Below are 25,871 nucleotides of genomic sequence, written 5' to 3' on the forward strand. Positions count from 1 at the left end.
GCGCAAGCGGACGAAAGCTATGGTCAGCACGGAGCCGCATCAAACGCACACACCTGCAGGATACCACCTAAAGGCAAAACGTCTCGAACGAAGCTCGAACAAGAGCCTGTCCGAAGGACAAGCGGGCTCCCTTCGAGAGGACACATCGAAGACGGCCGCGCAACGAGTCACGCTTAATTGCGGAGTCCAGAGGGCGCAAGCCCTCTGGTTCCCCTCGGCGGAGGGGGAAGGGGGAGCGAGAAAAAGTATGAAAGATCTGGGCCACGAATACGCGGATGTTCTGTTCTACACGCCGAGCGAGTTCGAGAAGCTCGGCGGGCTCTGGCCGCTGCGCACCGGGCACAACGTGGCGAAGGCCAACTACAGCGTGGGGCCGAGGGTAATCGAATGCTTCTCGTTTCATTTCGTCCTAAGCGGCGCGGTCACGCTGTCCACCATGGGCGAGACCGTCACCTTGACGAAAGACAGCATGTTCTGCCTCTTCCCGGACGTGAAGCATAGCTACTGGGTCTCGCAATTCGATTCCGAACAGCCCTTGCGGCTGCGCTGGCTGGCGTTCACGGGATCGCAGGCGGAGCTGCTCGTGAACCGAATCGGGCTGACGGAACGCAAGCCATATTTGCGCAACAAACTTACGGCCGAGCTGTCCGAACTACTGCAGGGCTGCATGCAGCGGATGAACGGTTCGCAGAACGAAGGAGATTTGCAGCTGCAGATCATGATGTACCGGTTGTTCGAGCTGTTATCGCGGCCGCTCCCTCATGCGATAGAGGACAAGGATTGGCTTCGCGCATGCTTGCGGCACATGGAGACGCATTACGCCGAAGGCATCTCGGTCGCGGACGTCGCGCAATTCGCCGGGATGAACCGCTCCCATCTGTCCAGCCGGTTCAAGGACAGCATCGGGATGAGCCCGCGCGATTATTTGATCAAACTGCGGATGGAGCGCGCGGGCGACATGCTGCGGAGCCGGACGTTATCCGTCACCGAAATCTCGCATTCGCTCGGCTACACGGATTTGTATACGTTCTCGCGCGCGTTCGGCACGTACTACGGGATATCGCCTTCGAAATACCGCGCGCGCCTCTCCCAACCGAACGAAATGCTAAATGAGTGACAACGAAATGTCATTTCTATTTGCCGCTCGGTACATTATGCTAAATATAGTACTTAAAACCTACTATATACCTTAGATTACTATGATATTGGGGAGGCGGCAGTAGATGAATAACCATTGGAGAACAACAACGCTAAGCACGGTGATCGCGCTGAGTCTCGTGCTCGCGGGCTGCAGTTCGAATACGAACACGGACGCCAATTCGGACGCGAACGCGAACGGAGAGAACAAGCCCAAAGGAGAGGCGGCGGCAGGCGTGAGCAAGACGGGATTCCCGATCGTCGCGCAGCCGCTCGTGCAGAAGATGTTCGCCCGGATCGCGCCGGTGAACGGACCGTTCAAGGATATGCCGGTTTTCCAGGATTACGAGAAGCTGAGCAACGTGCAGGCGGACTTCACCGAAGTGCCGACGGACGGCTTCCAGGAGAAGAAAAATTTGCTGTTCGCGTCCAACGAGCTCCCCGATGTGCTGTTCCGCGCCGGATTGACGCCGCTCGAGACGATTCGTTACGGCACGGCCGGGCAGCTGATTCCGCTGGAGAAGCTGATCGACGATTACGCGCCGAACTTCAAGAAATTGATGGATCAATATCCGGAGATACGCTCCGCCATCACGACGCCGGAAGGACATATTTATTCCCTCCCTACGGTCGTGACGCTCGGCGCGGCGCGGACGGACAAGAAGTGGATCAATCAGGCGTGGCTGAAGAAGCTGAACCTGAAGGAGCCGGCGACGACGGAGGATCTGTACAACGTGCTCGTCGCGTTCCGGGACGGCGATCCGAACGGGAACGGCAAGCCGGACGAAATTCCGATGACGGCGCGCGCGAGCGGCGGGCCGGGGCTTGGGCTGCCGGTCGTCGCCATGATGGGCGGGTCGTTCGGCCTGGACAATCAGCTCGGCTATAACATTAACCTGACGGACGGCAAGGTGGACATCTGGATGGGCAGCGAGCGCAACAAAGAGCTGCTGCAATATCTCAACAAGCTCTACGGCGAGAAGCTGCTCGATCCCGAGGTGTTCTCGCATAAGGAAGCGGACTACCTCGCCAAGCAAGGGTCCGGCAACGCCGGCTTTTTCTTCGACCAGACGAATAATCCGTTCCTCGAGATCGCCGATCAATATACGGGCATCGCGCCGCCGGAAGGTCCGCACGGAGATCGGATCCAAAGCCAGGGCGCGCCGGTACCGCGGGACTTCGGCTCGTTCGCGATTACCTCGGTCAACAAGACGCCGGAAGCGGCGCTGCGCTGGGTCGATTATTTCTACAGCGACGAAGGCTCGACGCTGCTCCGGTTCGGCCGGGAGGGCGAGCATTACGAGCTGAAGGACGGCATGCCGTACTACAAAGAGGACTTCCTCAAATCGGGCAATCAAGCGAAAATCACGCCGTATGCCGGCGGCGGCGCCCCGCATCTGATCAGCGAGAAGGTCGCGTCCTTCATTAACCCGCCTCAGGTGCAGGAAGCGCAGAAGAAGCTGGACCCGTACATGCCGAAGGTTCGCTACGCCTCCCCGATGTTCGACGAGGAGACCGCCCGGAAGGTCGACGTGCTCCGCACCGACATCGACAAGTATTACGAGGAACAAAGCACGAAATTCATCGCCGGAGCGATCAGCTTCGACAAGTGGGACGAATTCGAGGCGACGCTTGCGAAGCTGAATATCGACGAGCTGGAGCAAATCTACCAGACAGCCTATGACGCGATGCAGAAATAACGAGGCGGAAGGAGCAAGCCTATGAAAACGGCGCAGGCCGGACGGACAACCGCCGCCGCACAGTCTCGTTCACGACCCGTTCCGCGGCTGCTCAAGCAGGCGGCCAAGCGATACGATCTCTACCTGATGCTGCTGCTGCCGGTCGCCTGGTACGCGGTCTTTCACTACGGGCCGCTGTACGGGCTGCAGATCGCGTTCAAGCATTTCAATCCGGCGAAAGGGATCATGGGCAGCGATTGGGCGGGCTTCGAGCACTTCGAACGGTTTTTCGACTCGTATTACTTCTGGCGGCTGCTGTGGAACACGCTCTCCATCAACTTGTTCTCGCTGCTGATCGCCTTCCCGATCCCGATCTTCCTGGCTTTGCTCATCAACGAAATTCCGAGCAAGGCGTTCGGCAAGTGGCTGCAAAATATTACCTACCTGCCGCACTTCATCTCGATGGTCGTCATCGTCGGCATGCTGACGCTGTTCCTCTCGCCTAAGGGCGGCCCGGTCAACACGCTAATCGAGACGTTCGGGGGCGAGCCGATCCGCTTTCTGGAGTCGGCGGGCTGGTTCAAGACGATCTTCATCGGCTCGAACATCTGGCAGAACATGGGGTGGCAGTCGATCATCTATATCGCGGCGCTCGCCGGCGTCAATCCGCAGCTGTACGAGGCGGCCAAGATGGACGGGGCTTCCCGGCTGCGGCGCATCTGGCACGTCTCCCTGCCCGGGATCGTGCCGGTCATCGTCATTCTGCTCATTCTGGACATCGGGCATTTCATGAATATCGGGTTCGAGAAAGTACTGCTCATGCAAAACAATTTGAATCTGGAATCGAGCGACGTCATCTCGACCTTCGTGTACACGACGGGCATTCTCAAAGGGGAATACAGCTATACGGCGGCGATAGGACTGTTCAATTCGGTCATCAATCTGGCGCTGCTGCTGCTGGTGAACCGATTCGCGCGCAAGACGTCCGAGACGAGTCTATGGTAAAGGGAGGCGACCACATGTCCAAGCCAACTGCGGTCCGCCGCCTGTCGGAAGAGCGGTTGTTCAACGCGGCGGTGTACGCCGTCGCGGCCGTCATTATCGCTATCGTGCTGTACCCGCTGCTGTTCGTCGTCAGCGCATCGTTCAGCGATCCGGCGAAGGTGCTCGCCGGGGAAGTCTGGCTGCTGCCGAAGGGCGTCTCGGTCGAGGCGTACACGAATATTTTGCAGAACGAGAAATTATGGATCGGTTATCGCAACTCGATTCTCTACGCTTCGGTCGGCACGGCCATCAACCTGATCATGACGATCTTGGCGGCATATCCGCTGTCGCGGCCGGATCTGCCGGGGCGCAAGACGCTCATGCTGTTCATTACGCTCACGATGTTCTTCGGCGGCGGGCTCATCCCGACCTACTTGCTCGTGAAGTCGCTCGGGATGGTCGATACGATGTGGGCGCTCATCGTCCCCGGCGCGATCTCGACGTACAATTTGATCGTCATGCGCACGTATTTTCAGTCGAGCATCCCTTGGGAACTGCAGGAGGCGGCGCTCATCGACGGCTGCACGAATTGGCGGCTGCTGCTGAACATCATCCTGCCGCTGTCCAAGCCGATTATCGCCGTCATGGCGCTGTTCTACGCGGTCGGCCATTGGAATTCGTTCTTTAACGCGCTGATCTATATTCGCAACGAATCGCTCTATCCGCTGCAGCTTATTTTGCGCGAGATTCTGATGATCAGCCAATCGGACGCCATCGACGGCAACGTCGGGCTGGAGGACAAAATTTTGCTGGCCGAAAGCATCAAATACGCGGTCATCATCATCTCCAGCCTGCCGGTATGGCTGATGTACCCGTTCATGCAGCGGCATTTCGTCAAAGGCGTCATGATCGGATCGGTCAAAGGCTAACACATTGGGGAGGTAGAGGTTCATGACGAACGCGAGAATTACGATCGACGGCGGCGCGAGGAGCGGGCATGTGATCAACCCGTTCTTGTTCGGCCACTTCGTGGAAGATATTCGCGACCATATGGACGCGATGCTCGCTTATCCGCTGAAGGATATGGATTTCGAAGGCGACGCCGAAGCAAGGATCGCGGTGTCCGGCAGTTGGAGCGCCTATACGAACGGACGGAATACGCGCTATGCGCTCGAATCGCCGGCTCCCCGGCATTCGGGCCGCGCCCAGCGCATTCACATGCGAAGCGATGACGAGGCATATGCCGGATTGGCGCAGCGCGTCGCGCTCAAGGGACCGCTCGCCTACGCAGTACGTCTGGTCGCGCGGGCATCGGTCGAGCTCCGCTATGTGCTCGTCGAAGCGGTCGACCGCCGCTCGGAGGAGCGTCTCGGCCAGGTCCGCATCGACCTGGACAGCCATAATTGGCGGACGTACGAGGCGAAGCTGGACATCGCCCGCGCCTGTGACGATGCCGAGCTGCGCGTCTATGTGCCGGCCGATCATTCGAGATGGCGCGATCATGTGTCGACCGGCATGCTCTGGCTCGACCATGTGTCGCTGCTGCCGGAGGATCACGTCGGCGAGGTGAAGCGCGAGGTCGTGGAGATGACCAGACCGCTGAACGCGGGCATGATGCGGCTCGCGGGGAATTACATCAGCGCCTATCATTGGGAGCATAGCATTGGTCCCGTGCTGGAGCGGCCTGTCAATTACAACGAAGCGTGGGGCGGATGGGCGAACAAATATTTCGGCACGGACGAATTCATCCGGTTCTGCCGGGAACTTGAGGTCGAGCCGCTCATCTGCGTGAACGACGGCTCCGGCACGCCGGAAGAAGCCGCGCGGTGGGTCGAGTACTGCAACGGCGGCGCCGACACCCCGATGGGCGCGCGCCGCGCGGCCAACGGACATCCCGAACCGTACAACGTCCGGTATTGGGAGATCGGCAACGAAGTGTGGGGAGACTGGCAGGTCGGCACGTGTACCGCGGATGAATTCGCGGAGCGGTATCTCTCGTTCGCGCAGGCGATGAAGGCGGCAGACCCTTCGGTGATTCTGCTCGCTTGCGGGCATACCGATCAGGCGTGGAACCGGACGGTGCTCGACATCGCCGGCGAGCATATGGATTATTTGACCCTGCATCTGTACCACGGCTACGGACGGTTCGGGATGAACCGGGACACCTCCGCGGAGGAGCGGTACAAGGCGATCGCCTCCTACCCGGAATGGACCCGGGACGACATTCGCCGGACGCAGACGCAGATTCGCGCCCATGCCAAGCATCGTCACGTGAAGCTGGCCATTACCGAGTACAATACGATGTACTATCCGAACACGATCCGCAAAGGACTGCCCGACGAGCACACGCTGGGAGCCGCGGTCGCGAACGCCGCGAACTTGAACGAGATGCTGCGATGCAGCGACATCGTCGACATCGGCAGCTTCTCCGATCTCGTGAACGGCTGGCTCGGAGGCTGTATTCGGGTAGGCGACTATTATGCGGATCAATACTGCGGCAAAGCGCCGGGGTGGAGCGGCCATCCGCTTACCGTGTACGGAACGCCTACCTATGAAGTGTTGAAGCTGTATGCGGGCCGGGACATCCGGCGGATGCTGCCCGCCGAAGCCGAATGCGGCACGTTCGCGGTCCGAACGGCCAAGCCGGCGCCGGTCGCGCTGGACGCGCTGCCCGATCTGGACGTCGCCGCTTGCGCGAGCGAGGACGGGCGCATCGTCACCGTCTTTATCGTCAACCGCAGACTGCGGGAGGTGACGGCCGAGCTGAGCTTGCAAGGCTTCGAGCCCGAAGCTGAGGCGGTGCTGCATGAAATTACGGGCGAATCCGTCGACGACATCAACACCGTCTTCGCGCCCGATCGCATCGCCGCCCGGGAGCGCGTCGTCTCGACAGAGGACTGGACGCGCGGCGGTTACCCGCTGCGCCCCGCCTCGGTGTATGCGCTCGAACTCAAGGAGAAGCGCGGGAGAGGAGAGGCGATCGAATGATGGACGGAACCCGCGAACGGAGGGGAGAGGCAAAGATGAGCAAACCGAATATTTTGTTGATTACGAGCGACCAGCAGCACTGGAATACGATCGGCGCGTTCAACCCGGAACTGCGGACGCCGAATCTGGATCGTCTGGCCCGGGAGGGAACGACGTTCAGCCGGGCGTATTGCCCGAGTCCGGTGTGTACGCCCAGCCGCTCGTCGATTATTACGGGTATGTATCCGAGCCAGCACGGCGCGTGGACGCTCGGGACGAAGCTGCTCGAGGACCGTCATACGGTCGGCGAGGACTTGCAGGCGAGCGGCTACCGGACGGCGCTGATCGGGAAAGCCCATTTTCAGCCGCTGCAAGGGACCGACGAATACCCGTCGCTGGAATCGTACCCGCTGCTGCAGGACTTGGAATTCTGGCGTGATTTTCACGGGCCCTACTACGGGTTCGATCATGTGGAGCTGGCGCGCAATCATACGAACGAAGCGCATGTCGGCCAGCATTACGCCCTCTGGATGGAAGAGAAGGGATGCGCGAACTGGCGGGATTATTTTCTGCCGCCGACCGGCACGATGGATCCGTCCGTGACGCACACGTGGGCGATACCGGAAGCGTACCACTACGATACGTGGATCGCGGAGCGCACGAATGCTTGCTTGGAACAATATCGCGACCAGGAGGAGCCGTTCTTCCTATGGGCCAGCTTCTTCGACCCGCATCCCGATTATTTAGTCCCCGAACCTTGGGATAAGCTGTACGATCCGAATACGCTCACGATCCCGGGTCTCGTGGACGGCGAGCACGACCACAACCCGCCGCATTTTCGCATGACGCAGGAGTCGGAGCCGGACTTCGACCACTTGAAGGAGACCGGGCACGGCATTCACGGCTACCGCTCGCATTTGGTGCCCGATGACGAAGCCAAGCAGCTCGTCGCCACCTACTACGGCATGATCAGCCTGATGGATAAGTATATCGGGAATATTCTCGACAAGCTCGACGAGCTGGGGCTCGCCGACAATACGATCGTCGTCTTCACGACCGATCACGGCCATTTCTTCGGGCAGCACGGGCTTCAGCACAAAGGCGGGTTCCATTACGAGGACTTGATTCGGCTGCCGTTCCTCGTGCGTTATCCGGGGCAGGTGCCTGCGGGCGCGCGCAGTCCGGCGATCCAGTCGCTGGTCGACCTGGCGCCGACCTTCCTGTCGCTGTGCGGGATCGAGCCGCTGCCCGGCATGACCGGCGTCGATCAGAGCGGCGTATGGCGGGGACTGCAATCGTCGGCGCGCGACCACGCGCTGTGCGAATTCCGCCACGAGCCGACGACGATTCATCAGAAGACGTACGTCGACGCCCGCTACAAGCTGACCGTCTACTACCGCCAGACGTACGGCGAGCTGTTCGATCTGCAGGAGGACCCGGGCGAGCTCCGCAACCGGTGGGACGATCCGGATTACGCCGCCTTGAAATCGGAGCTGCTGCTCAAGTACGCCTGGGCCGAGCTGGGCAAGGAGGCTATGCCGATGCCGCGGATCTGGCATGCGTAGGCAGGGGAATCGGGATCGAAGGGAAAGCATCTAGCTTCTAGCAGAAGAGGTCGCCCAAAATTTTGGGCGGCCTTTTCTGCAAGGCATGTCTGCAAAGTCGGTCTGGGTATCGATGTGTCGCTATGCGCCAAACGATGTCCAAACGGGAATCATTGTTCATTTTACATAAGGCTCGTAATCCCTCTTGTACGAAAGCTCGGTCTCTTCATAAGAAGGAGCTTCGATAAATTCCACGTGTTCAACATCCATCTGCAGAAATTCTGCGGCAAGAACCTTTGCGGTTCTCATAAGTTCTTCCCGATCCCAAGCCTCGGACTGGCTTATGCCCCTTTTCATTCAAAGGCGCGTGATGCTTCACTTGATACGCCGTATCTTCCTCATCTCTTGGATAAAGATAACTGTACATCATTTCCTTCGTCTCATCGTGCAAGAAAGCTTGAATTTCCTCGCGGTATTCCTTATCGTCAACCGGATCGAGATCATGGTTTACAAGGTAGCGCAGGCAAGGGGCGGTCGTGAGCTCGAAATAGCCCAGAAAGTCGCTTTGCTCTCGATCCTCGCCCGAATACAAGCTGATTTCATCGTTGCAGCTCTTCCGGCAAAACCCATAGTCGCCATACCAGAACAGCCAATGCCGCACATGGACATAAATCGTGGTCATACGATCACCTCGTTGGTTTATTGGTTGCGATGGTATAAAGAATTGCCGCCTCTCATTGTCACGACCGGTCCCCCTCCCGCTATTCCGCCAGCTGGTTCTGGTTCCGATAAGCCATCGGCGTCATCTGATAGTAGTCCGCGAACGTCTGGTAGAAGAATCCCATGCTCTGATAGCCCACCGCATGCGCGATGTCGGCGACGGGCTGTTCGGTATTGGCGAGCAAGCCGGCGGCGTGAATCATGCGCTGCGTCTTCACGAGCTCCATGAACGTCTTGCCCGTTCGTTTCTTCAGCAGATTGCCCAGATAGTTGGCGTTGAAATTGAAAGCGTTCGCCAGTTCGGTGAGCGTGCAGGTCTGATGGTTTTTCTCGATGTAGTCGAGAATTTGAATGAGGTCCGACCGCGAGTGGCGCTGCCGGTGCTCGTCGTTCGTTCGATACGTATAGACCCGCATGAGCTCGGTGCAGATCAGCATCATGTAGTTGTAGATCATCTCTTGGGCGTAGGCCCGGCTGCCGAACGCTTCGCACATCATGTGGCGCATGAACAGCTGCAGATCGGCGTGCTGCTCGGATTCGAACACGATGTAGCGGTTGTGGTTCGTATTCGTCGCGATGGCGTTCGCCAGGAAATCAGAGACGATCCCGCGCGAGCCGAAGCGGCTGAGGAAGGAAGACAAGAACGTGTTCTTCTTCATGATGATGTTGATCAGAATATCGCCTTGGCCCATCGGCTCGATGCTATGGACGACCTCGGAATCGAGCAGACAAACTTGTCCTTCCCGCAAAATGACCGTCTCCCCGTTGATCTGCTGCTCGCATACCCCCGAATAAATATAGTTCAATTCAATGAAGCTGTGATAGTGCGGCGGCATCGGCGCGAAGCGGTTGTGCTTGCGTACATGGATCGGCCCGTTCTGGAAGAAGGGCGTATCGGGCATGCGAAAATAAGACTCCCCGTCTTCCGGCCAATTCGGGAACTGCAAGTCGTTCACGTTCTCCCCGTTCGCAAGCTGCTCGGCTTCGGTCTCGTTGATTTCTCTCAAATACTGATCCAGCATGCTATGGTCCACGATAATCCTCCGTCCAACTAATCTGTAAAAAGAAGAATGAGAACCGTAAAAGCGGAATTGTGATCCGCCGGCGAAAGCGTTTTAATAAGGATATCGCGATCGTAACAAAAACAGCCGATTCACGCAACAACCGCAAGCGAATCTATCGTTATCCATAATTATGTATACTAGATGCCTTGCAGATCAGCAGTATTGAAATAGTACTGTAAAAAGAGAAGTCTTCCATAGAGAAAGGTTGGATCGAACATGAAACCTTGGATGAATACGTTACTGTCCTTGGACGCGCGGGTGCAGCTGCTGATGGACGCCATGTCCTTGGACGACAGGCTGGCGATGATGCACGGAGGTACGCCCGACGCCTCGCTCGGCATCCCGACATTGAAGCTGAACGACGGCCCCGGCGGCGTGACCGGACCCGAGGAAGCGGCAGGTACGCAGCTTCCGGCCCCCATCGCGCTAGGCGCCGCGTTTGATCAGGAAGCCGCCTATCGCTACGGCGAGGTTATCGGTAAGGAATCGAGGGAGCGGGGGACCTCGCTGCTGCTCGGGCCGACGGTCAATATCGCGCGCACCCCGCTGAACGGCCGGACGTTCGAAGGCTACGGCGAGGACCCGTATTTGTCGGCCGCGACGGGGACGGCGGTCATCCGGGGCATTCAGGAGCAGGGCGTCATGGCGTGCGTGAAGCATTACGCGGCGAACAATCAGGAGGCCGACCGGTTCACGCAGAACAGCATCATCGACGAGCGGACTCTCCGCGAAATGTATCTGCCCGCCTTCGAAGCGGCAGTGAAGGAGGGCAATGTCGCGTCCGTCATGGCCTCCTACAATAAGATCAACGGCACGCACGGCGCGGAGAACCAGCCGCTGCTGACCCGCATCTTGAAAGACAACTGGGGCTTCGAGGGCTTCGTCGTCTCCGACTTCCTCGCCACGCAAAGCACGGTGAAATCGATTCATTCGGGATTGGATTACGAGCTGACGATTCCGTTCAAGCGCTTCTATGGCGAACCGCTTAAGGAAGCCGTCGCCGGCGGCCTCGTGCCGGAAGCGATAATCGACGGGAGCGCCGGCCGCATCTTGAAAGAGATGTTCCGCATCGGCTTGTTCGACCGCGCGCCTGGCGAAGGCGTCGTGCCGGCCGAGCAGCTGAAATCGCGCGACGAAGAAGCGCTGCGCCTGGCTGAAGAATCCATCGTGCTGCTCAAGAACGACGGCGGATTGCTCCCGCTCGGCGCCCAGCCGACCATAGCCGTCATCGGACAATCGGCGATCAATCCCATCGCATCCGGGGGAGGCAGCGCCCATGTTCCCTGCAACGCCGTCGTGACGCCGCTGCAAGGAATCGAACGCCGCGCGGGCGATGGACGGAAGGTGCTGTACGCGCCGGGCACGGCTCCAGTACCGACGGGTCCGTCCTTCGTATATCCTTCGCCGCTCGCCTTCCTCACCGTACCGGCTGCAGCGTTCGAGAACGGACTGCTCGCCGAAGCGTACGACACGCCTGATCTGAGCGGCGAGCCCATGCGCGTCGATACCGTGCCGAACTTGAACATCAACTGGCAGTTTGCCGGCGTGCCGCATCCGGTCTCCGCCAGATGGACGGGGACGCTATTTCCGCAGGAAACGGCAGCATATACGTTCTATTTGCCGACTTCCGGCGCGTCCCGCCTATGGCTGAACGGGGAGCTGGTGATCGACAATTGGCAGTCGCGCTCGCTCTACAAGACGGGGGTCAAGCAGCTTGAAGCGGGACGAACGGTCGCGATAGAGGTGCATTACGCATCCGGCGGCGAAGCCCAGCTGCCGTCGATCGCGCTCGAATGGTTCGCCGGCGAAGACGAAGCGCTCATCGCGCAAGCCGTCGAGGCAGCTTCGCGAGCCGATATCGCGATCGTGTTTGCGAACGACTATATGACCGAGAATTTCGACAAACCGAACCTGGACCTGCCGGGTTCGCAGAACCGGCTTATCGAAGCGGTAGCCGCGGTCAATAAGCAGACGATCGTCGTGCTCAATACCGGCGGACCGGTAACCATGCCTTGGCTGGGCGGCGTGCAGGCCGTCGTCCAAGCGTGGTATCCGGGCGCGCAGGGCGGCGAAGCGATCGCCAAGGTGCTGTTCGGCGAGACGAATCCGTCCGGGCGTCTGCCGATGAGCTTCCCGAGTTCGGACCGACAAGGTCCGCTGTCGACGGCGGGGCAGTATCCGGGTATCGATCAAGACACGGCGTACACGGAGAAGCTCCTAGTCGGCTATCGATGGTTCGCCGCGAACAAGGAGAGACCGTTGTTCCCGTTCGGTCATGGTTTGTCGTATGCGGACTTCCGTTACGGCAATCTGCAGGTCCGCGAGACGAACATCAAGGGACTTCCGAGTCTGCAAGTGAGCTTCGATGTTAACAATGATGGAGAGCGAGACGGCAAGACGGTGCCGCAACTATACGTCGCCTTCCCTTCCGAAGCCGGAGAGCCGCCGGCGCAGCTCAAGAATTTCGCGAAGGTGCCGGTGGCGTCCGGTCAGTCGGTGACGGTCGACTTGGTCTTGAACGCCCGAGCGTTCAGCGTATGGGATACGAAGCTGGACCAGTGGGTCATCCCGCCGGGCGCGTTCCGCATTCTGGTGGGCGAGTCGTCCGAGAAGTTCGCGCTGGCAGCGGAGATCGTTCCCTCCGAAACACTGAGATTAGCCGCGAATCAATGCACGACCGTGCTGCACGGTTCAATGCCGTCTAATGAGAAGGGAGTGCCCGCGCCATGACCGATCAAGCCAAAATGCAAACCTCAACCGCCATCATCGTACGTAACGAAGCTTTTCTGGCAGAAGCGGACCGCTTAAAGCCGGAGCTGCGCGAGAAAGCCGTTCGGCCGCGGCAGCTCGTCCAGATTGCAGCCGATTCGACCGCCGTGCATGGCTACCGCAGCAAGCCGGTCGCGGATGCCGCCGAACTCGAAGAACGCAGCTTCGGCAGAGGAGAATCGTTCATTCTCGACTTTGGCGATCATCGGGTCGGTTACCTTTCCTTTGCGATCCGAACGGTAGGCAGCCCGCCCGACGCCCCGCTCAAGGTCAAGCTGACCTTTGGCGAAATGCCGGTCGAGGTGGCGGTGCCTTTCGATACCTATGACGGTTGGATCAGCAGTGCTTGGTTACAGGAGGAGACGTTGTTCGTCGACGTGATGCCGCATCGCGTGGAGCTGCCTCGACGATATAGCTTCCGTTATGTGAAGGTGGAGGTCCTTGCTACATCGCAGAAGTACAGCGTCTCGTTCCATGATTTCGCGTGCCGTACAGTTACTTCCGCCGATAGCGGTCAGGTCGCCCCCCTCCGCCATGCCGACCCGGTGCTGGAGCAGCTCGACCGGATCAGCATTCGAACGCTGGAAGATTGCATGCAGGACGTGTTCGAGGACGGACCGAAGCGGGATCGTCGCCTATGGCTAGGGGATCTGAGGCTCCAGGCGCTCGCGAACTACGAGACGTTCAATCAGAATGATTTGGTGAAGCGGTGCCTGTATCTGTTCGCCGGCGTGCCGGACGAGAAGGGCCGCGTATCGGCTAATCTGTTCATCCAGCCGACGGTCATCGCGGATGATACGTACTTGTTCGATTACTCGCTGTTCTTCACCGCCAGCTTGTACGATTACTTCGTCGCGACGAACGACCGGCAGACGCTGCGCGAGTTGTGGCCGACCGCTTACAGGCAGGTGGAGTTGGCGCTCGAGCGGGTCGATGAGACGGGGATTCTCCGCGATGATGAATCATGGTGGTCGTTCATCGATTGGAACGACCAGCTGAACAAACAAGCGCCGTCGCAAGGCGTTCTCCTCTATACGCTGAAGCGCGCGGTTCAACTGGCGGAAGCGGTCGGCGAGCCAGGCATCGCGGCGCAGCTAGCGGAGACCATCGCCACCCTGACGGCCGCGACGATGCGAGAACTGTGGGATTCGGAGCAACGCTTCTTCGTCAGCGGCGCGCAGCGCCAAGTGTCGTGGGCCGGCCAAGCGTGGCTGGCGTTGGCGGAGATTCTCCCCGAAGCGGACAACCGCGACCTGCTGCTTCGGCTGCAAGCGGCTAATCCGGACGTCGGGATGACGACGCCGTACATGGTCCATCATTTTGTCGAGGCGCTGCTGATCGCGGGCTGCAAGGAAGAAGCGATCGCGCGGATGAAAGCGTACTGGGGCCAGATGGCGCAGGACGGCGCGGATACGTTCTGGGAGCTGTACGACCCGCAGAACAAAAGCTTCTCCCCGTACGGCAGCCCGCTCATCAACAGCTACTGCCATGCCTGGAGCTGCACGCCGACGTATTTGATCCGCCGATACGGGTTGTAGTTAGATTGCGCATTAGACAATGGCTATTTGTCGGCCATTGTTTTCTTTTGTTTATTTTCCAAGGCGTCGGTTGACTTCTTGTTTGCCGGACCAAAGGGACGTGTTATCGCTTACAATAGAAAGGATTGCAATTGATACAGAAGGCGGTTCCAAGATGAAGCTTTCATTTCGCCAACTATGGCTGCGCCTCAAGCCGCGCAGGCTGCGAACGCGCATACTGGCCGCGATGGTCATGTTGTCCGTTCCGCCGCTGCTCCTGCTTGGCTTTATATCGACGAATATTTCGCGATCGACGATCGTGTCGAACCATTTGACCACCAACGCGCAAAATTTGAAGACCGCCAGCGAAGTCGCCGATCTGCTCCTGCGCAACGTCATCAACATGCACCGGCTCATTCTCGCGAACAACGAGCTGCGCGCGGAGCTGGCGGCGAGCTATGCCGGCGGCCGTCCGCTTGACGTACGCACCGCCACCCGGCTGCAAAATCTCGTCGTGACGAACTTGATCGATACCCGGTATGTCGAATCGATCTGCTTGTTCGACCGAGGTTTCCAATCCGCCTGCTACGGCAGCACGGACGTCTACGCCGGCTACTATGTCACGCAAGACGGCAAGCGCAAGATCGAATCGAGCGACTGGTACCGGCAGGTAACCGCGGCCAAAGGGAAGGAAGTCTTCTTCAGCTCAAACGTCCTTCAAGGGACGGCGAGCGGCCAATCGTTCTCCAGCGTCAAGCTGCTGCGCGATCCGTACCGGTTCCAGCCGCTCGGCATGCTGGTCATTAATATTAAGACGTCGATGTTCCAAGAAGCGATTAACGAGACGGAGGACGGCGGCTTCATGGTGCTGGACGCGACAGGCGGCGGCATGCGGCCCGTGTATGAAGAAATGCCGGGCGCGACGGGAGGCATCGACGGGGGAATGTCCGAAGACGCCTGGTTCGACGAGCTCCGCCGCGAAGGTTATCTGTCGATCGGCTACCGCAACAAGACGACGGATTGGACGTTGGTGCACGTCGTCGAGAGCGGCGCGCTGCTGAAGGATGCTAATCGGATCGGGAGCATCACGTGGGTGTTCGCCGCCTTGATCGCGGCCGTGGCGATGCTGCTGTCCCTGATCTTATCCGGCAGCATTATCCGTCCGCTGCTGCGGATCAAGAAGATGATGGTCGACTGGTCGAAGGGTTCCGGGGCGCAGACCCAGCTCGTCTCCTTCGAAGGGGACGAGATCGGCGCGATCGGCGAGACGTTCAAGCGGATTTCCTCGGAGAACCAGCAGCTGGAGGAGCGGCTCATCCATGCCCAGCTGAAGGAGCGCGAGGCCGAACTGCAGACGCTGCAATCGCAGATCAAGCCTCATTTTCTGTACAACACGCTCGATTCGATCTATTGGATGGCCGTCAAGCAGAAGAACCAAGATATCGCCAAGATGGCCGTCGCGCTGTCGGAAAGCTTCAAGCTCAGCCTCAACAAGGGGAGGGAGACGATCCCCGTGTTCAAAGAGCTGAAGCATATCGAGCATTACATTACGATTCAGAATTTGCGCTTCAAGAACCGGTTCACGTATGTTCAAGACGTGGCGCCGGAGCTGATGCATCTGGACATGCTGAAGCTGCTGCTGCAGCCGCTGGTCGAGAACGCGATCTACCATGGCCTGGAGCCCAAGATCGGGGAAGGGACCGTGCGGTTGACCGGACGCCTCGAGGACGGCGTCGTCACCTTCGTCGTGGCGGACGACGGCATCGGCATCAAAGACATGGCGGCGATCCATCAAGGTTACGGCATCGGCAACGTGAAGGAACGATTGGCGCTCTATTATGGACCGAGCGCGAGGTTTACGATCGACAGCGAGGCAGACCGGGGAACGACCATTGAAATCCGGTTCCGCTTATAGAGACGAAAAGGAGGGCGGCATGCATGCTAAAGGCGGTTCTGATTGACGACGAATATATCGTATTGGAAGGACTCCAGGATAATATCGACTGGGCCGGCTACGGCATCGAACTCGCGGGAACGGCGGGCAACGGCTTAGAGGGGCTCGAGCTGATCCGCCGGGAGAAGCCGGACATCGTCATGACCGATATTCGGATGCCGGGGCTGAACGGCCTGCAGCTAATCGAGCAGGTGATGCATGAGGAGCCGGGCACGATGTGCATCGTGTTCAGCGGATTTAACGAATTCGATTACATTAAGACCGCGATGAAGCTGGACGTGGTCGATTATCTAGAGAAGCCCGTTACGATCGAGAAGGTGGAGGAGGCGCTCGCGCGCGCGATGCGGAAGCTCGGCCAGCGGCAGCAGGTGCGAGCCCTGGAAGACCGGCTCGCCGAGAGCCGGGAGGAACTGCTGGCGAAAGCCGCGATGGACCTGCTGCTCGGGGCGGAAGGGGCCGATCGGTTCCGCGCATGCCTCGGCGAAGAGGCCGATCGGGTCGAGGCGTTCTCCGTGCTCGCGTTCCCGAGCTCCCCGCACGTCTTCTGCGCCCAGCTGAGCTGCCGCCATATCGTCATGAAGCCTGGCGCGGAATGGGCCGTGCTGCTTGCGCATGCGGAGTGGCCGGTTGAGACGGTCTGGGAGGAGCTGGCGTCCGCGACCGCCGATATGACGGAGACGTTCGGCTCCGGCCAGACCTATAGAGACGCTTCCGATGCGAGGAAAAGCTACCTGGAAGCGCAGCGGGCGCTGCGATACGGCCGGTTTCTGGAAGAGCCGGGGTGGGTGCGGATCGAGCATGTCGGCGAGGCGTCGGCCGATCCGGGCGGCATGTCCGAGCGCGAAGAAGCGATTCTCTTCCATATGCGCACGAACGATAAAGCCGGTCTGATCGAACAACTGGAGGCGTTCAACGGCTGGATGGCCGGCGAACGGCTGGACCCCGAGCGCGCGGAGGAGGAGATCCTGAAGTTGGCCTATATCGGTATGCAGGTGATGAAAGAGATGGGCATCGATTCGCGACCGTCCGGTAAAATGTCTGCCGTCCAGCATCGGGAGCTGAGCGGCATGCACGACAGGGAAGCGATGTTCGCGTGGCTGCGGCGCCATATTGAGACGCTCATGCAGTGGGCGGAGGAAGCGCGACGGGCGCCGAAGCATCAGCCGATCGAGAAGGCGCAGGACTATATCCGGCAACATTATCATCTCGATCTGAGCTTGCAGGACGTCGCGGATCATGTCGGCATGAACGCCACGTACTTCAGCCTGTTGTTCAAGGAGAAGACGGGCACCTCGTACATCAAGTACGTGACCCGAATTCGGCTGGAGCATGCGAAAACGCTGCTGCGGAGCGGCCTTAAGGTCAATGAAGTGTGCGAGAAGGTCGGGTATTATAAGTACCGGCATTTCACGGAACTGTTCAAGAAGCATTACGGCTACACGCCAAGCCAGTATCGGGAGCAGCATGAGCTCAAGCACGGAGGAGGCTAGACGTCGGACATGATGAGGGAATGCTGTTTATTCGTGCTCGCGCTGCTGATCGGCGCGCAGCTGTCGGGATGCGCGGCGGGCTCCGGCGGGATTCCTCGGCAGAACACGATGGAAGACAAGACGCAGACGATTCAATACGTGTCGTCCATGCTGGACTATCAGGGCAGCGCCAAGATCATCGGCGAGCTGGCGGAGGAATACGGCCGCGCGCATCCGGACGTTCGCTATGAATTCGAGAACGTCAATACGACCGATCTGCTGCAGAAAATCCAGCTGCTGGCCGCGAGCAACGATCTGCCCGAGCTGTTCTCCTTCGAGTCCGGCAAGCCGCTGGAGGTACTGGCGGATAACGGCTTCGTGCTGGATATCGAGCAGGCGTTCAAGGAGCTGGGCTTGTACGAGAAACTGAATCCGGCGGCGGTGAAGCTGCTGAAGTCGATGGTCGGCGGGAAAGGGCTGTACGCTCTGCCTCTCGAGATGAATATCGAAGGCTTCTGGTACAACAAAGCGCTGTTCGCCGAATACGGGCTGGGAGAACCGCGAACCTGGGACGAGATGCTGGAGGCGGCCGCCCTCTTCAAGGAGAACGGCATCCAGCCGTTCTCGGTCGCCGGCACGGTCAAGTGGCCGATTACGCGGCTCATCAACGGCTACGTCATCCGCTTGTATGGCTATGACGTTATGCAGCGGGTGGCCAGCGGCGAGCTCCAAGTGACCGACCCGGGCTTCGTCGAGGCGGCGAGCGTCGTCCAGCGCATGGGACTGAACGGGTATTTGGGCGACGACGTCAACACGACGGATTTGAATACCGCGGCCTCGTTGTTCCTGCAGGGCAAGGCGGCGATGTACTATTCGGGCAGCTGGAGCCTGCGCGATTTCAACGATCCGAGTCAAAATAAAATCGGCGCCGATCAGATCGGCTTCTTCAATATCCCCCTCGTCGAAGGGGGAGCCGGCACGCTGGACGACTGGCTGATGAACGCGGGGCTGACGACCTCGTTCTCCGCCGATGCCTATAATGACAACATGAAGGATTGGATGAAGCACGTGTTCAGCAACTATGGCGACAAAGCGATGAACGAGATGGGCTTCCTAACCGGCTTCCAAGTCGATCGCCTGCCGGCTTCGATGCCGCCGCTGACCCAGATGGTGCAGGAGAAAATCGGCGGCGTCAAGAACGGCGTCCTCTGGTTCGAAGCGTTGTTCACGCCCGCCGCCCAGAAGACGGCATGGGACAACGCGCAATTGCTGGTCGCCAACCGCGACTATACGCCGGAGATGTATATGAAGGAGCTGCATGAAGCGCTAACGCAGGAGTGAACGAAACCGGATTGCTAGAGTCTAATCGAATGCGCGATATCGGGCAGCGATAAGCAATGTTGAGAAAAGCTTGAGAAATCAAGCTTTTTTGTTGTTTTATTGCAAATAATGACAGATTAACTTGGATGTTTAATAATATCTCAACAATATTCGGCATGTAAATTAATCATTCCCCTGTAACTTTAGTAGTGCTTGTTTCCTAGTTGACTTGCGATCTCTTGTTGTAAAAGGGAGGGTAAGCGCGGCAGAACAATGTATATGCAATGCGAATCGACGGTCACCGGAGAGTCAGGTTACAGCAAGAAGAATGAAGAGAGAGGTGTAATGCTTTGTATACGTGGTTGAATCGTAAAAAGAAGTTATTCGGTATGACAATGAGCTTGCTTATGCTTGCAGCAATTATATTCCCGTATGCCCCGAACGCGTTCGTATCCGCGGCAGATGTCCAAGAGCCGATCGCGGTGTGGAATTTTCCGTCCAAGGATGATCTGAAGGCCACGGACGGCAACAATGCGAATAAAGGCGTTAGCGAGTTCGCGGTTAGCGATGGCAGAACGCTGTCGTATACCGCTTCCAGCAAAACGGTCTATACCAACGGTTGGGACGTGGTGAACCGTTACTGGCAAGCCAAGCTGAATACGAAAGGGTATCGCGACTTGTCCATCGCCTTCAGAAGTTACGGAACGGACACGTCGCCGAAGGACTTCAAGCTTCAGTACAGCGTCAATGGCGCGGATTTCACGGATGTGGCGACATTCGAGCAGACGAATGCCATTAAAAGCTATTCGTTCGATCTTCCTTCGGAAGCGGCGGATGCGAACGAAGTGGTTGTCCGTTGGTTGAATTATACGAGCGCGCGCGTCAAGACGGACGATGCGAATCCCGTGGCCGCGACCGGCAACAGCCGCATGGCGGACATCGCGGTCTCCGGCGTATCGACCGTGCCCAAAGCAAGTCCGGTCGCGGTTAACGTCGCGCCTAATGCTTGGCCGTCTGGCACCGCAATCACGCTGACGTCGGCGACGGAAAATGCGACGATCTATTATTCGCTGACAGGCGCGGAAGGTCCCTATCAAGCCTATACGGCGCCCATCGTCATCCAGGAAGCGATGACATTGTATACGTATGCAACGGCCGAGAACCTGGCCAACAGCGAAGTGAAGTCGTACGCATATACCGTGCTGGCCAAGTCGGACATCGCGGCCGCGCGGCTTGCCGAGAAGGGCAAGCATGCGTGGACGGAAGGCGTCGTCACGCATATCGACGGCAGCAATACGTACATCCAGGATGCTTCGTCCGCCATCGTGCTCTACAGCTACCCGAGCTTCGCGAATATCGGGGATAAAGTGTCCGTTCAAGGCGTCATGGACATCTATAACGGCTTGCAGGAACTGAAGCCGGTCGCCGGCCTGACTTACAGCGTAACGGAAGCCGGCGCAGGCGCTCCGGCCCCGCAGCTTGTGACGGCCGCTCAACTGAACGAAAGCAACGAAGCGAAGCTGCTCGCGATGGAGAACGTTGAAATCGCGGCTAAGAACGGCTCGACCGTGACGGCCAAACAAGGCGACGCGAGCTTCACCATCTATTCTTCGCTGTCCAAGCTTGTCGTTGGGGCCAAGTTCGAACGGATCACGGGCATGCTTCAGGAATATAACGGCACGCATCAATTCGTGCCGCTCAGCAACGAAGCGCTGGTGGAGAACTTGCTGTCCGTACAAGCCTCGCCTGAGGCAGGCCGCATTATTAAAGGCAAGTCGGTCGTCCTGTCCTCTCCGGAAGCGGGAGCGGCCATCTACTACACGACCAATGGCGAGACGCCAACCGCAAGCAGCACGGCGTATACGGCGCCGATCGCCATTGAGGCGGATACGACGATCAAAGCGATCGCGGTGAAAGGCGATGCGACGACGGAAGTTTTCTCCTTCGCCTATATCGCAAGCGATCTGCCGCGCATTCGCGATATTCAAGGCGAGACGCACGCGTCGCCTTTCAACGGCCAAGTCGTCGAGAACATCGAAGGCGTCGTCACGCAGCTCGGCTATAACGCGTCCAATGGCTCCTTCAGAGGCTTCTACATCCAAGATGCGACGCCGGATACCAATATCGCGACGTCCGAAGGCATTTATGTATTTACGACCTATGAGAGCAACAAGCCCTTGGTCGGCGATCTGGTCCGCGTAACGGGCACGGTCGGCGAATACAACGAGGGCAGCTCCTCGAACATGACGTCGACGCAGATCTCTAACGTGTCGTCCGTCGAGATTGTCAGCCACGATCATGAAGTGCCGGCCCCCGTCGTTCTGGGCAAGAACGGCCGCGCGCTTCCTACGGCGGTTATTGATAACGACGGCCTAACGACGTTCGACGCTAGCGAAGACGCCATGGACTTCTACGAGTCGATGGAAGGCATGCTCGTCCAGCTGCCATCGCCTACAATTATCAGTCCGTATTGGGTAAGCGGTTCTTTCTATAACATCGCGACGCGCGTCGAGAATACGACGCCGGATACGGTGACGGCAGCCGGCGGCCTCATTCTGAAAGAACTGGGCAACCAGAATCCGCAGCGTCTGATCATCGCCGCGCAGAACCCGGGCATGGAGCTGGGAACGGGCGACTACTTCGACGGCGACGTCACGGGCGTCATCGGCTACAACAGCGGCAATTACAAAGTCATTGCGAAGCTGAACGGGTTGCCGGCCATCGTGAAGGGGTCCTTCAAGCAAGAAGCGACGTCGCTTGCGCCCGCGGCGGACAAGCTGACGATTGCCTCTTACAACGTGGAGAACTTCCACCCGGGTTCGGGCGCGGAGAAAATCAACAAAATCGCGGAATCCATCGTCAACAACTTGAAATCGCCGGATATTATCGGTTTGATCGAGGTACAGGACAACAACGGCGCGGAGAACAACGGCACGGTAGCCGCAGATCTAAGCTTCAAGGCGCTGACCGACGCGATCTCGGCGAAAGGCGGACCGGCTTACAGCTTCACCAACATCGATCCGGTCAACAACCAGGATGGCGGCGAAGGCGGCGGCAATATCCGCGTCGGCTTCCTGTACAACCCGAATCGCGTAACCCTTGCTCCTAGCGACGCGAATGCGGCCGGCGGATCTACGCAGGCGGTTGCTTATAACGAAACTTCGGGTCAATTGAATGTGAATCCAGGCCGGATTGATCCGACGAATGCGGCTTTCAATGCTTCCCGTAAGCCGCTGGTCGGCGAATTCGTCTTCAATGGCGAGCATGTCTACGCCGTCGTGAATCACTTTAACTCCAAAGGCGGAGATACGCAGCCGTTCGGCAACGCGCAGCCGCCGGTATTGAGCAGCGAAACGCAGCGCCATCAGATTGCAACCGCGGTGAATACGTTCATCAAGGACGTGATCGCGAAGAACGACGATGCCAATTTCGTCGTGCTGGGCGATCTGAACGACTTCCAGTTCACGAAGACGCTGGACATTCTCAAGGGTGGCGAGCTGGTCAACATGATCGACGCGCTGCCGTCGAACGAACGCTACTCCTACACGTATGACGGCAACTCCCAGACGCTGGACCATATTCTGGTGAGCCGCAATCTCGCCCAAGCAAGCACGGCGGATGTCGTTCACTTGAACGCGGACTTCCCGGAAGACCGCGGACGCGTATCCGACCATGACCCGCTCATGGTGCAGGTGGATCTGAAGGGCGCTGCAACGGAGTCGTTCGATCTTCGCGTGCTGCACACGAACGATACGCATGCGCATTTGGACAATGTCGCGAAGCGGGTAACCGCGATCAAAGAGAACCGGACCGACAACGCGATCGTGCTGGATGCCGGCGACGTGTTCTCGGGCACGTTGTACTTTACGAAGTTCAGCGGCCAGGCCGATCTCGAATTCATGAATATGATCGGTTACGATGCGATGGTGCCGGGCAATCATGAATTCGACAAAGGGCCGGCCGCGCTGGAGAGCTTCATTAAAACGGCGGGATTCCCGATCGTCAGCGCCAACATTGATTACGGCGCGAATGCAGGATTGAACGCGCTCTATAAGAACGAGATCGGCGGAAGCACAGGAGCCGATCCGGTCGCAGACGGCAAGATTTATCCGGCCGTCGTTCTCGACGTGAAAGGCCAGAAGGTCGGCGTATTCGGTCTGACGACGGAAGAGACGGTAGGACTTTCTTCGCCGGGCAATACGATTCAATTTAATAATTACCTGGATTCCGCCAAAGCGACGGTTAAATCGCTGCAGGATCAAGGCATTAACAAAATCATTGCGTTGACTCACCTCGGTTATGATTTCGACATCACGCTGGCGGAGCAAGTACCTGGCATCGACATCATCGTCGGCGGGCACAGCCACACGAAGCTGACGGCTCCCGTCGTGAAGCATGCGGAGGCGGAACCAACCATTATCGTCCAAACCGGCGAGTATGGCGATTTCCTGGGCCAGATCGATGCCAGCTTCGATGCGGCAGGCGTTCTGAAGACTTGGGACGGCAAGCTGCTCGAGGTCGCGAAATACGCGGAAGATACGGCGGCCAAAGCCAAGCTTGCGACGTATGCGAGCGAGCTTGAAGCCATGAAGAGCGAGAAGGTCGGCAAGTCGCTGGTCGATTTGGTCTACGAGGATGCGAACAAACAACGTCTGGTTCGCAAACAAGAGACGAACCTGGGCAACCTCATCACGGACGGCATGACGGCGGCGATGAAAGAGAAAATCACCAATCTCGTGCCGGCTGCCGAACTTGCGAACGTCAAAGGTTATGTCGCCATCCAGAACGGCGGCGGCATTCGCGGACCGATCGCGGCCGGCGACATTACGATGGGGCAAGTGCGCACGGTGCTGCCGTACAATAACAGCATCGTCGCGTTGAAAGTAACGGGGCAAGAGCTGATCTCGGCCTTGGAGAACGGCGTCTCGGATGCGCCGGCGGAGAAAGGCGGCTTCCCGCATGTCTCCGGCATGAAGTACGTCTTCGATTCGACGAAGGCGAAGCAAGTGATCGACCAGACTGCGGCGAAGATTACGAAGGAAGGCGAACGCATTCTGAGCGTGCAAATCAAGAATGCGGACGGTACGTACAGCGCCATTGATAAGAACGCGTATTACATGCTGGCGACGAACTCCTTCACGGCGGACGGCGGGGATTTCTACTACTCGCTGAAGCAGGCGAAGGCCGCAGGCCGCTATTATGAGCTGTATATGCCGGATTATGAAGTGTTTATCGACCATCTGAAGCGCGTCGGCGATGTGAACATCGCGCTTGAAGGACGGATCGTCGATAACAAAGGCGCAGTCGTACCATCGACTCCCAACCCGACGCCAACGCCAGCACCGACCACGCCGACGACACCGTCCGTGGAAGGCGGCAAGGTCGAGCTCGCGATCGATCCGAAGGATCTGAAGACCGAGACGAAGGCGAACGGTCAGAAGGTATCGAAGCTGGAAGTCAGCCAAGAAGAGCTGAAGCAATCGGTGGAGCAGGCGGCCAAGCATGCCGACGCCACGACGGTTGTCTTGAATCTGGGAGCGGTCGACGGCAGCGCGGTCGTTCAGCTGCCGGCTGCGGCGCTGGCAGGCGCGAAGAGCGGACTTATTATCCAAGTGAAAACCGATAACCTGTCCTACGATTTGCCGGTATCCGTCCTCTCGATCTCTGAACTCTCGAAGAGCATGGGCGTACCAGGCGATCAAATCGCGATCTCGGTGAATATCGAGCCGCTGACCGGGCAGGAAGCCGTTAAAGTGGCAGACGCAGCGAATGCCGTAGGCGATGTGCTGGGCGCTCCGGTCAGCTTCGGCATCACGGCGACGGGCGGAGGTAAATCGACCGAACTGAACAACTTCGGCACCGTGTACGTATCCCGTTCGATCACGGTGGAGCAGACGGTCGACCCAAGCCGCGCCACAGCCGTCGTCTATGACGAGACGACAGGGAAGATTTCCTTTGTTCCGGCTACATTCGATACGATCAACGGCAAAACCGTGATCACGATGAAACGCAACAGCAACAGTATCTATGCGGTCGTAGCTTCTTCCAAGACATTCGTCGATCTTGCCGGTCATTGGTCGAAGGCCAATGTGGAGCTGCTCGCTTCGAAGCTGATCGTGAATGGCGCGAGCGACGCTGCATTCTCGCCGAACGCGGCGATCACGCGCGCCGAATTCGCCGCCATGCTCGTACGGGCGCTCGGGTTGAAGGAAGAGGCGAGCGGAGCGGCATTCAAGGATGTGGCCGCCGGCCAATGGTATGCAGGCGCGGTAGGCGCAGCCGTGAAAGCCGGCCTGATCCAAGGCGGCGCGGACGGCAGCTTCCGTCCGAACGCCCGCATTACGCGCGAAGAAATCGCGGTCATGATTGCACGTGCCTTGACGGCAACGGGCAACGGCAGCTTCGCTAGCCATGCTGCGTCAATCGATTCATTCGCCGACGTCGCGGAAGTAAGCGGCTGGGCGAAAGAGCAAGTCGCGCTCGGCATCGAGATCGGCGTGCTCCAGGGCAACGGCGGCAAACTTCTGCCGGGCAGCGACGCCACGCGCGCGGAAGCCGCGGTCATGCTGGGCCGTCTGCTGAAGCATGTAGGATTCATCAACTAGATAGATAGCAAGAAAGCCTGCCGGAGTCCGCTCCGGCAGGCTTTTTGATTTTTAGGCACCGGCGTACAGCGGTTATCACGCTCCAACACGCTTATGTATAAGAAGGACTTAAAACCCACTGAAGCTTTGTCCGTCAGGATAA

At 58.6% G+C, this 25,871-nt stretch carries 14 protein-coding genes; 12 read left to right on the forward strand and 2 right to left on the reverse strand.

Annotated elements, in window-relative coordinates; translation table 11 throughout:
* Positions 1-247: 247 nt before the first annotated feature.
* The 6 genes from BCM02_RS18955 to BCM02_RS18980 all read left to right on the forward strand — a co-directional run bounded on the left by BCM02_RS18955 (position 248) and on the right by BCM02_RS18980 (position 8,332).
* Positions 248-1,117 carry an AraC family transcriptional regulator gene (locus BCM02_RS18955; protein WP_187434300.1) on the forward strand — a complete coding sequence of 290 codons (870 nt, stop codon included), beginning with the start codon at positions 248-250 and terminating at the stop codon, positions 1,115-1,117.
* Between the two features lie 106 nt (positions 1,118-1,223).
* Positions 1,224-2,837 (forward strand): extracellular solute-binding protein, encoded by a 1,614-nt coding sequence (locus BCM02_RS18960; RefSeq protein ID WP_148930695.1) that lies wholly within the window; start codon positions 1,224-1,226, stop codon positions 2,835-2,837.
* Positions 2,838-2,858: 21 nt separating this feature from the next.
* Positions 2,859-3,821: an ABC transporter permease gene (locus tag BCM02_RS18965; protein WP_148930696.1), complete on the forward strand. Its 963-nt coding sequence runs from the start codon at positions 2,859-2,861 to the stop codon at positions 3,819-3,821.
* 14 nt (positions 3,822-3,835) lie between these two features.
* Complete coding sequence (locus BCM02_RS18970; RefSeq protein ID WP_148930697.1) at positions 3,836-4,729, forward strand: carbohydrate ABC transporter permease; 894 nt, start codon at positions 3,836-3,838, stop codon at positions 4,727-4,729.
* A 22-nt stretch (positions 4,730-4,751) separates the two neighbouring features.
* A complete protein-coding gene (locus tag BCM02_RS18975; RefSeq protein WP_148930698.1) occupies positions 4,752-6,788 on the forward strand; it encodes an alpha-L-arabinofuranosidase C-terminal domain-containing protein in 2,037 nt (678 codons plus the stop codon).
* Positions 6,789-6,823: 35 nt separating this feature from the next.
* On the forward strand, positions 6,824-8,332 hold the full coding sequence (locus BCM02_RS18980; protein ID WP_148930699.1) for a sulfatase family protein: 1,509 nt from the start codon (positions 6,824-6,826) through the stop codon (positions 8,330-8,332).
* A gap of 238 nt (positions 8,333-8,570) precedes the next feature.
* Here the strand turns inward: BCM02_RS18980 and BCM02_RS18985 are convergent, their stop codons facing one another.
* The gene (locus tag BCM02_RS18985) at positions 8,571-8,993 is read right to left on the reverse strand and encodes a hypothetical protein (RefSeq protein ID WP_148930700.1); all 423 of its coding nucleotides are present in this window, start codon (positions 8,991-8,993) and stop codon (positions 8,571-8,573) included.
* Between the two features lie 79 nt (positions 8,994-9,072).
* Positions 9,073-10,065: an AraC family transcriptional regulator gene (locus tag BCM02_RS18990; protein ID WP_148930701.1), complete on the reverse strand. Its 993-nt coding sequence runs from the start codon at positions 10,063-10,065 to the stop codon at positions 9,073-9,075.
* Positions 10,066-10,311: 246 nt separating this feature from the next.
* Between BCM02_RS18990 and BCM02_RS18995 the strand changes: the two genes are divergently transcribed.
* The 6 genes from BCM02_RS18995 (at position 10,312) to BCM02_RS19020 (ending at position 25,729) form a co-directional block, all read left to right on the forward strand.
* Positions 10,312-12,825: a beta-glucosidase gene (locus BCM02_RS18995; RefSeq protein WP_148930702.1), complete on the forward strand. Its 2,514-nt coding sequence runs from the start codon at positions 10,312-10,314 to the stop codon at positions 12,823-12,825.
* Positions 12,822-14,402 (forward strand): alpha-L-rhamnosidase-related protein, encoded by a 1,581-nt coding sequence (locus BCM02_RS19000; RefSeq protein WP_222871022.1) that lies wholly within the window; start codon positions 12,822-12,824, stop codon positions 14,400-14,402. The genes BCM02_RS18995 and BCM02_RS19000 overlap by 4 nt, the downstream gene beginning before the upstream one ends.
* Positions 14,403-14,556: 154 nt before the next feature.
* Positions 14,557-16,296: a cache domain-containing sensor histidine kinase gene (locus BCM02_RS19005; RefSeq protein ID WP_148930703.1), complete on the forward strand. Its 1,740-nt coding sequence runs from the start codon at positions 14,557-14,559 to the stop codon at positions 16,294-16,296.
* Positions 16,297-16,319: 23 nt separating this feature from the next.
* Complete coding sequence (locus BCM02_RS19010; protein WP_148930704.1) at positions 16,320-17,825, forward strand: helix-turn-helix domain-containing protein; 1,506 nt, start codon at positions 16,320-16,322, stop codon at positions 17,823-17,825.
* A 9-nt stretch (positions 17,826-17,834) separates the two neighbouring features.
* Positions 17,835-19,145, forward strand: coding sequence for an ABC transporter substrate-binding protein (locus BCM02_RS19015; protein WP_148930705.1), 1,311 nt, complete (start codon positions 17,835-17,837; stop codon positions 19,143-19,145).
* 386 nt (positions 19,146-19,531) lie between these two features.
* Positions 19,532-25,729, forward strand: coding sequence for a 5'-nucleotidase C-terminal domain-containing protein (locus tag BCM02_RS19020; RefSeq protein WP_187434301.1), 6,198 nt, complete (start codon positions 19,532-19,534; stop codon positions 25,727-25,729).
* Positions 25,730-25,871 lie beyond the last annotated feature (142 nt).

This window comes from Paenibacillus methanolicus (genome assembly GCF_008124765.1).
Lineage (GTDB): Bacteria > Bacillota > Bacilli > Paenibacillales > Paenibacillaceae > Paenibacillus_Z > Paenibacillus_Z methanolicus.

What these genes read in the sequence shown, in the direction of transcription:
- BCM02_RS18955 (WP_187434300.1), top strand. Translation starts at nt 248, where the DNA reads ATGAAAGATCTGGGCCACGAATACGCGGATGTTCTGTTCTACACGCCG.
- BCM02_RS18960 (WP_148930695.1), top strand. Translation starts at nt 1,224, where the DNA reads ATGAATAACCATTGGAGAACAACAACGCTAAGCACGGTGATCGCGCTG.
- BCM02_RS18965 (WP_148930696.1), top strand. Translation starts at nt 2,859, where the DNA reads ATGAAAACGGCGCAGGCCGGACGGACAACCGCCGCCGCACAGTCTCGT.
- BCM02_RS18970 (WP_148930697.1), top strand. Translation starts at nt 3,836, where the DNA reads ATGTCCAAGCCAACTGCGGTCCGCCGCCTGTCGGAAGAGCGGTTGTTC.
- BCM02_RS18975 (WP_148930698.1), top strand. Translation starts at nt 4,752, where the DNA reads ATGACGAACGCGAGAATTACGATCGACGGCGGCGCGAGGAGCGGGCAT.
- BCM02_RS18980 (WP_148930699.1), top strand. Translation starts at nt 6,824, where the DNA reads ATGAGCAAACCGAATATTTTGTTGATTACGAGCGACCAGCAGCACTGG.
- BCM02_RS18985 (WP_148930700.1), bottom strand. Translation starts at nt 8,993, where the DNA reads ATGACCACGATTTATGTCCATGTGCGGCATTGGCTGTTCTGGTATGGC.
- BCM02_RS18995 (WP_148930702.1), top strand. Translation starts at nt 10,312, where the DNA reads ATGAAACCTTGGATGAATACGTTACTGTCCTTGGACGCGCGGGTGCAG.
- BCM02_RS19000 (WP_222871022.1), top strand. Translation starts at nt 12,822, where the DNA reads ATGACCGATCAAGCCAAAATGCAAACCTCAACCGCCATCATCGTACGT.
- BCM02_RS19005 (WP_148930703.1), top strand. Translation starts at nt 14,557, where the DNA reads ATGAAGCTTTCATTTCGCCAACTATGGCTGCGCCTCAAGCCGCGCAGG.
- BCM02_RS19010 (WP_148930704.1), top strand. Translation starts at nt 16,320, where the DNA reads ATGCTAAAGGCGGTTCTGATTGACGACGAATATATCGTATTGGAAGGA.
- BCM02_RS19015 (WP_148930705.1), top strand. Translation starts at nt 17,835, where the DNA reads ATGATGAGGGAATGCTGTTTATTCGTGCTCGCGCTGCTGATCGGCGCG.
- BCM02_RS19020 (WP_187434301.1), top strand. Translation starts at nt 19,532, where the DNA reads ATGCTTGCAGCAATTATATTCCCGTATGCCCCGAACGCGTTCGTATCC.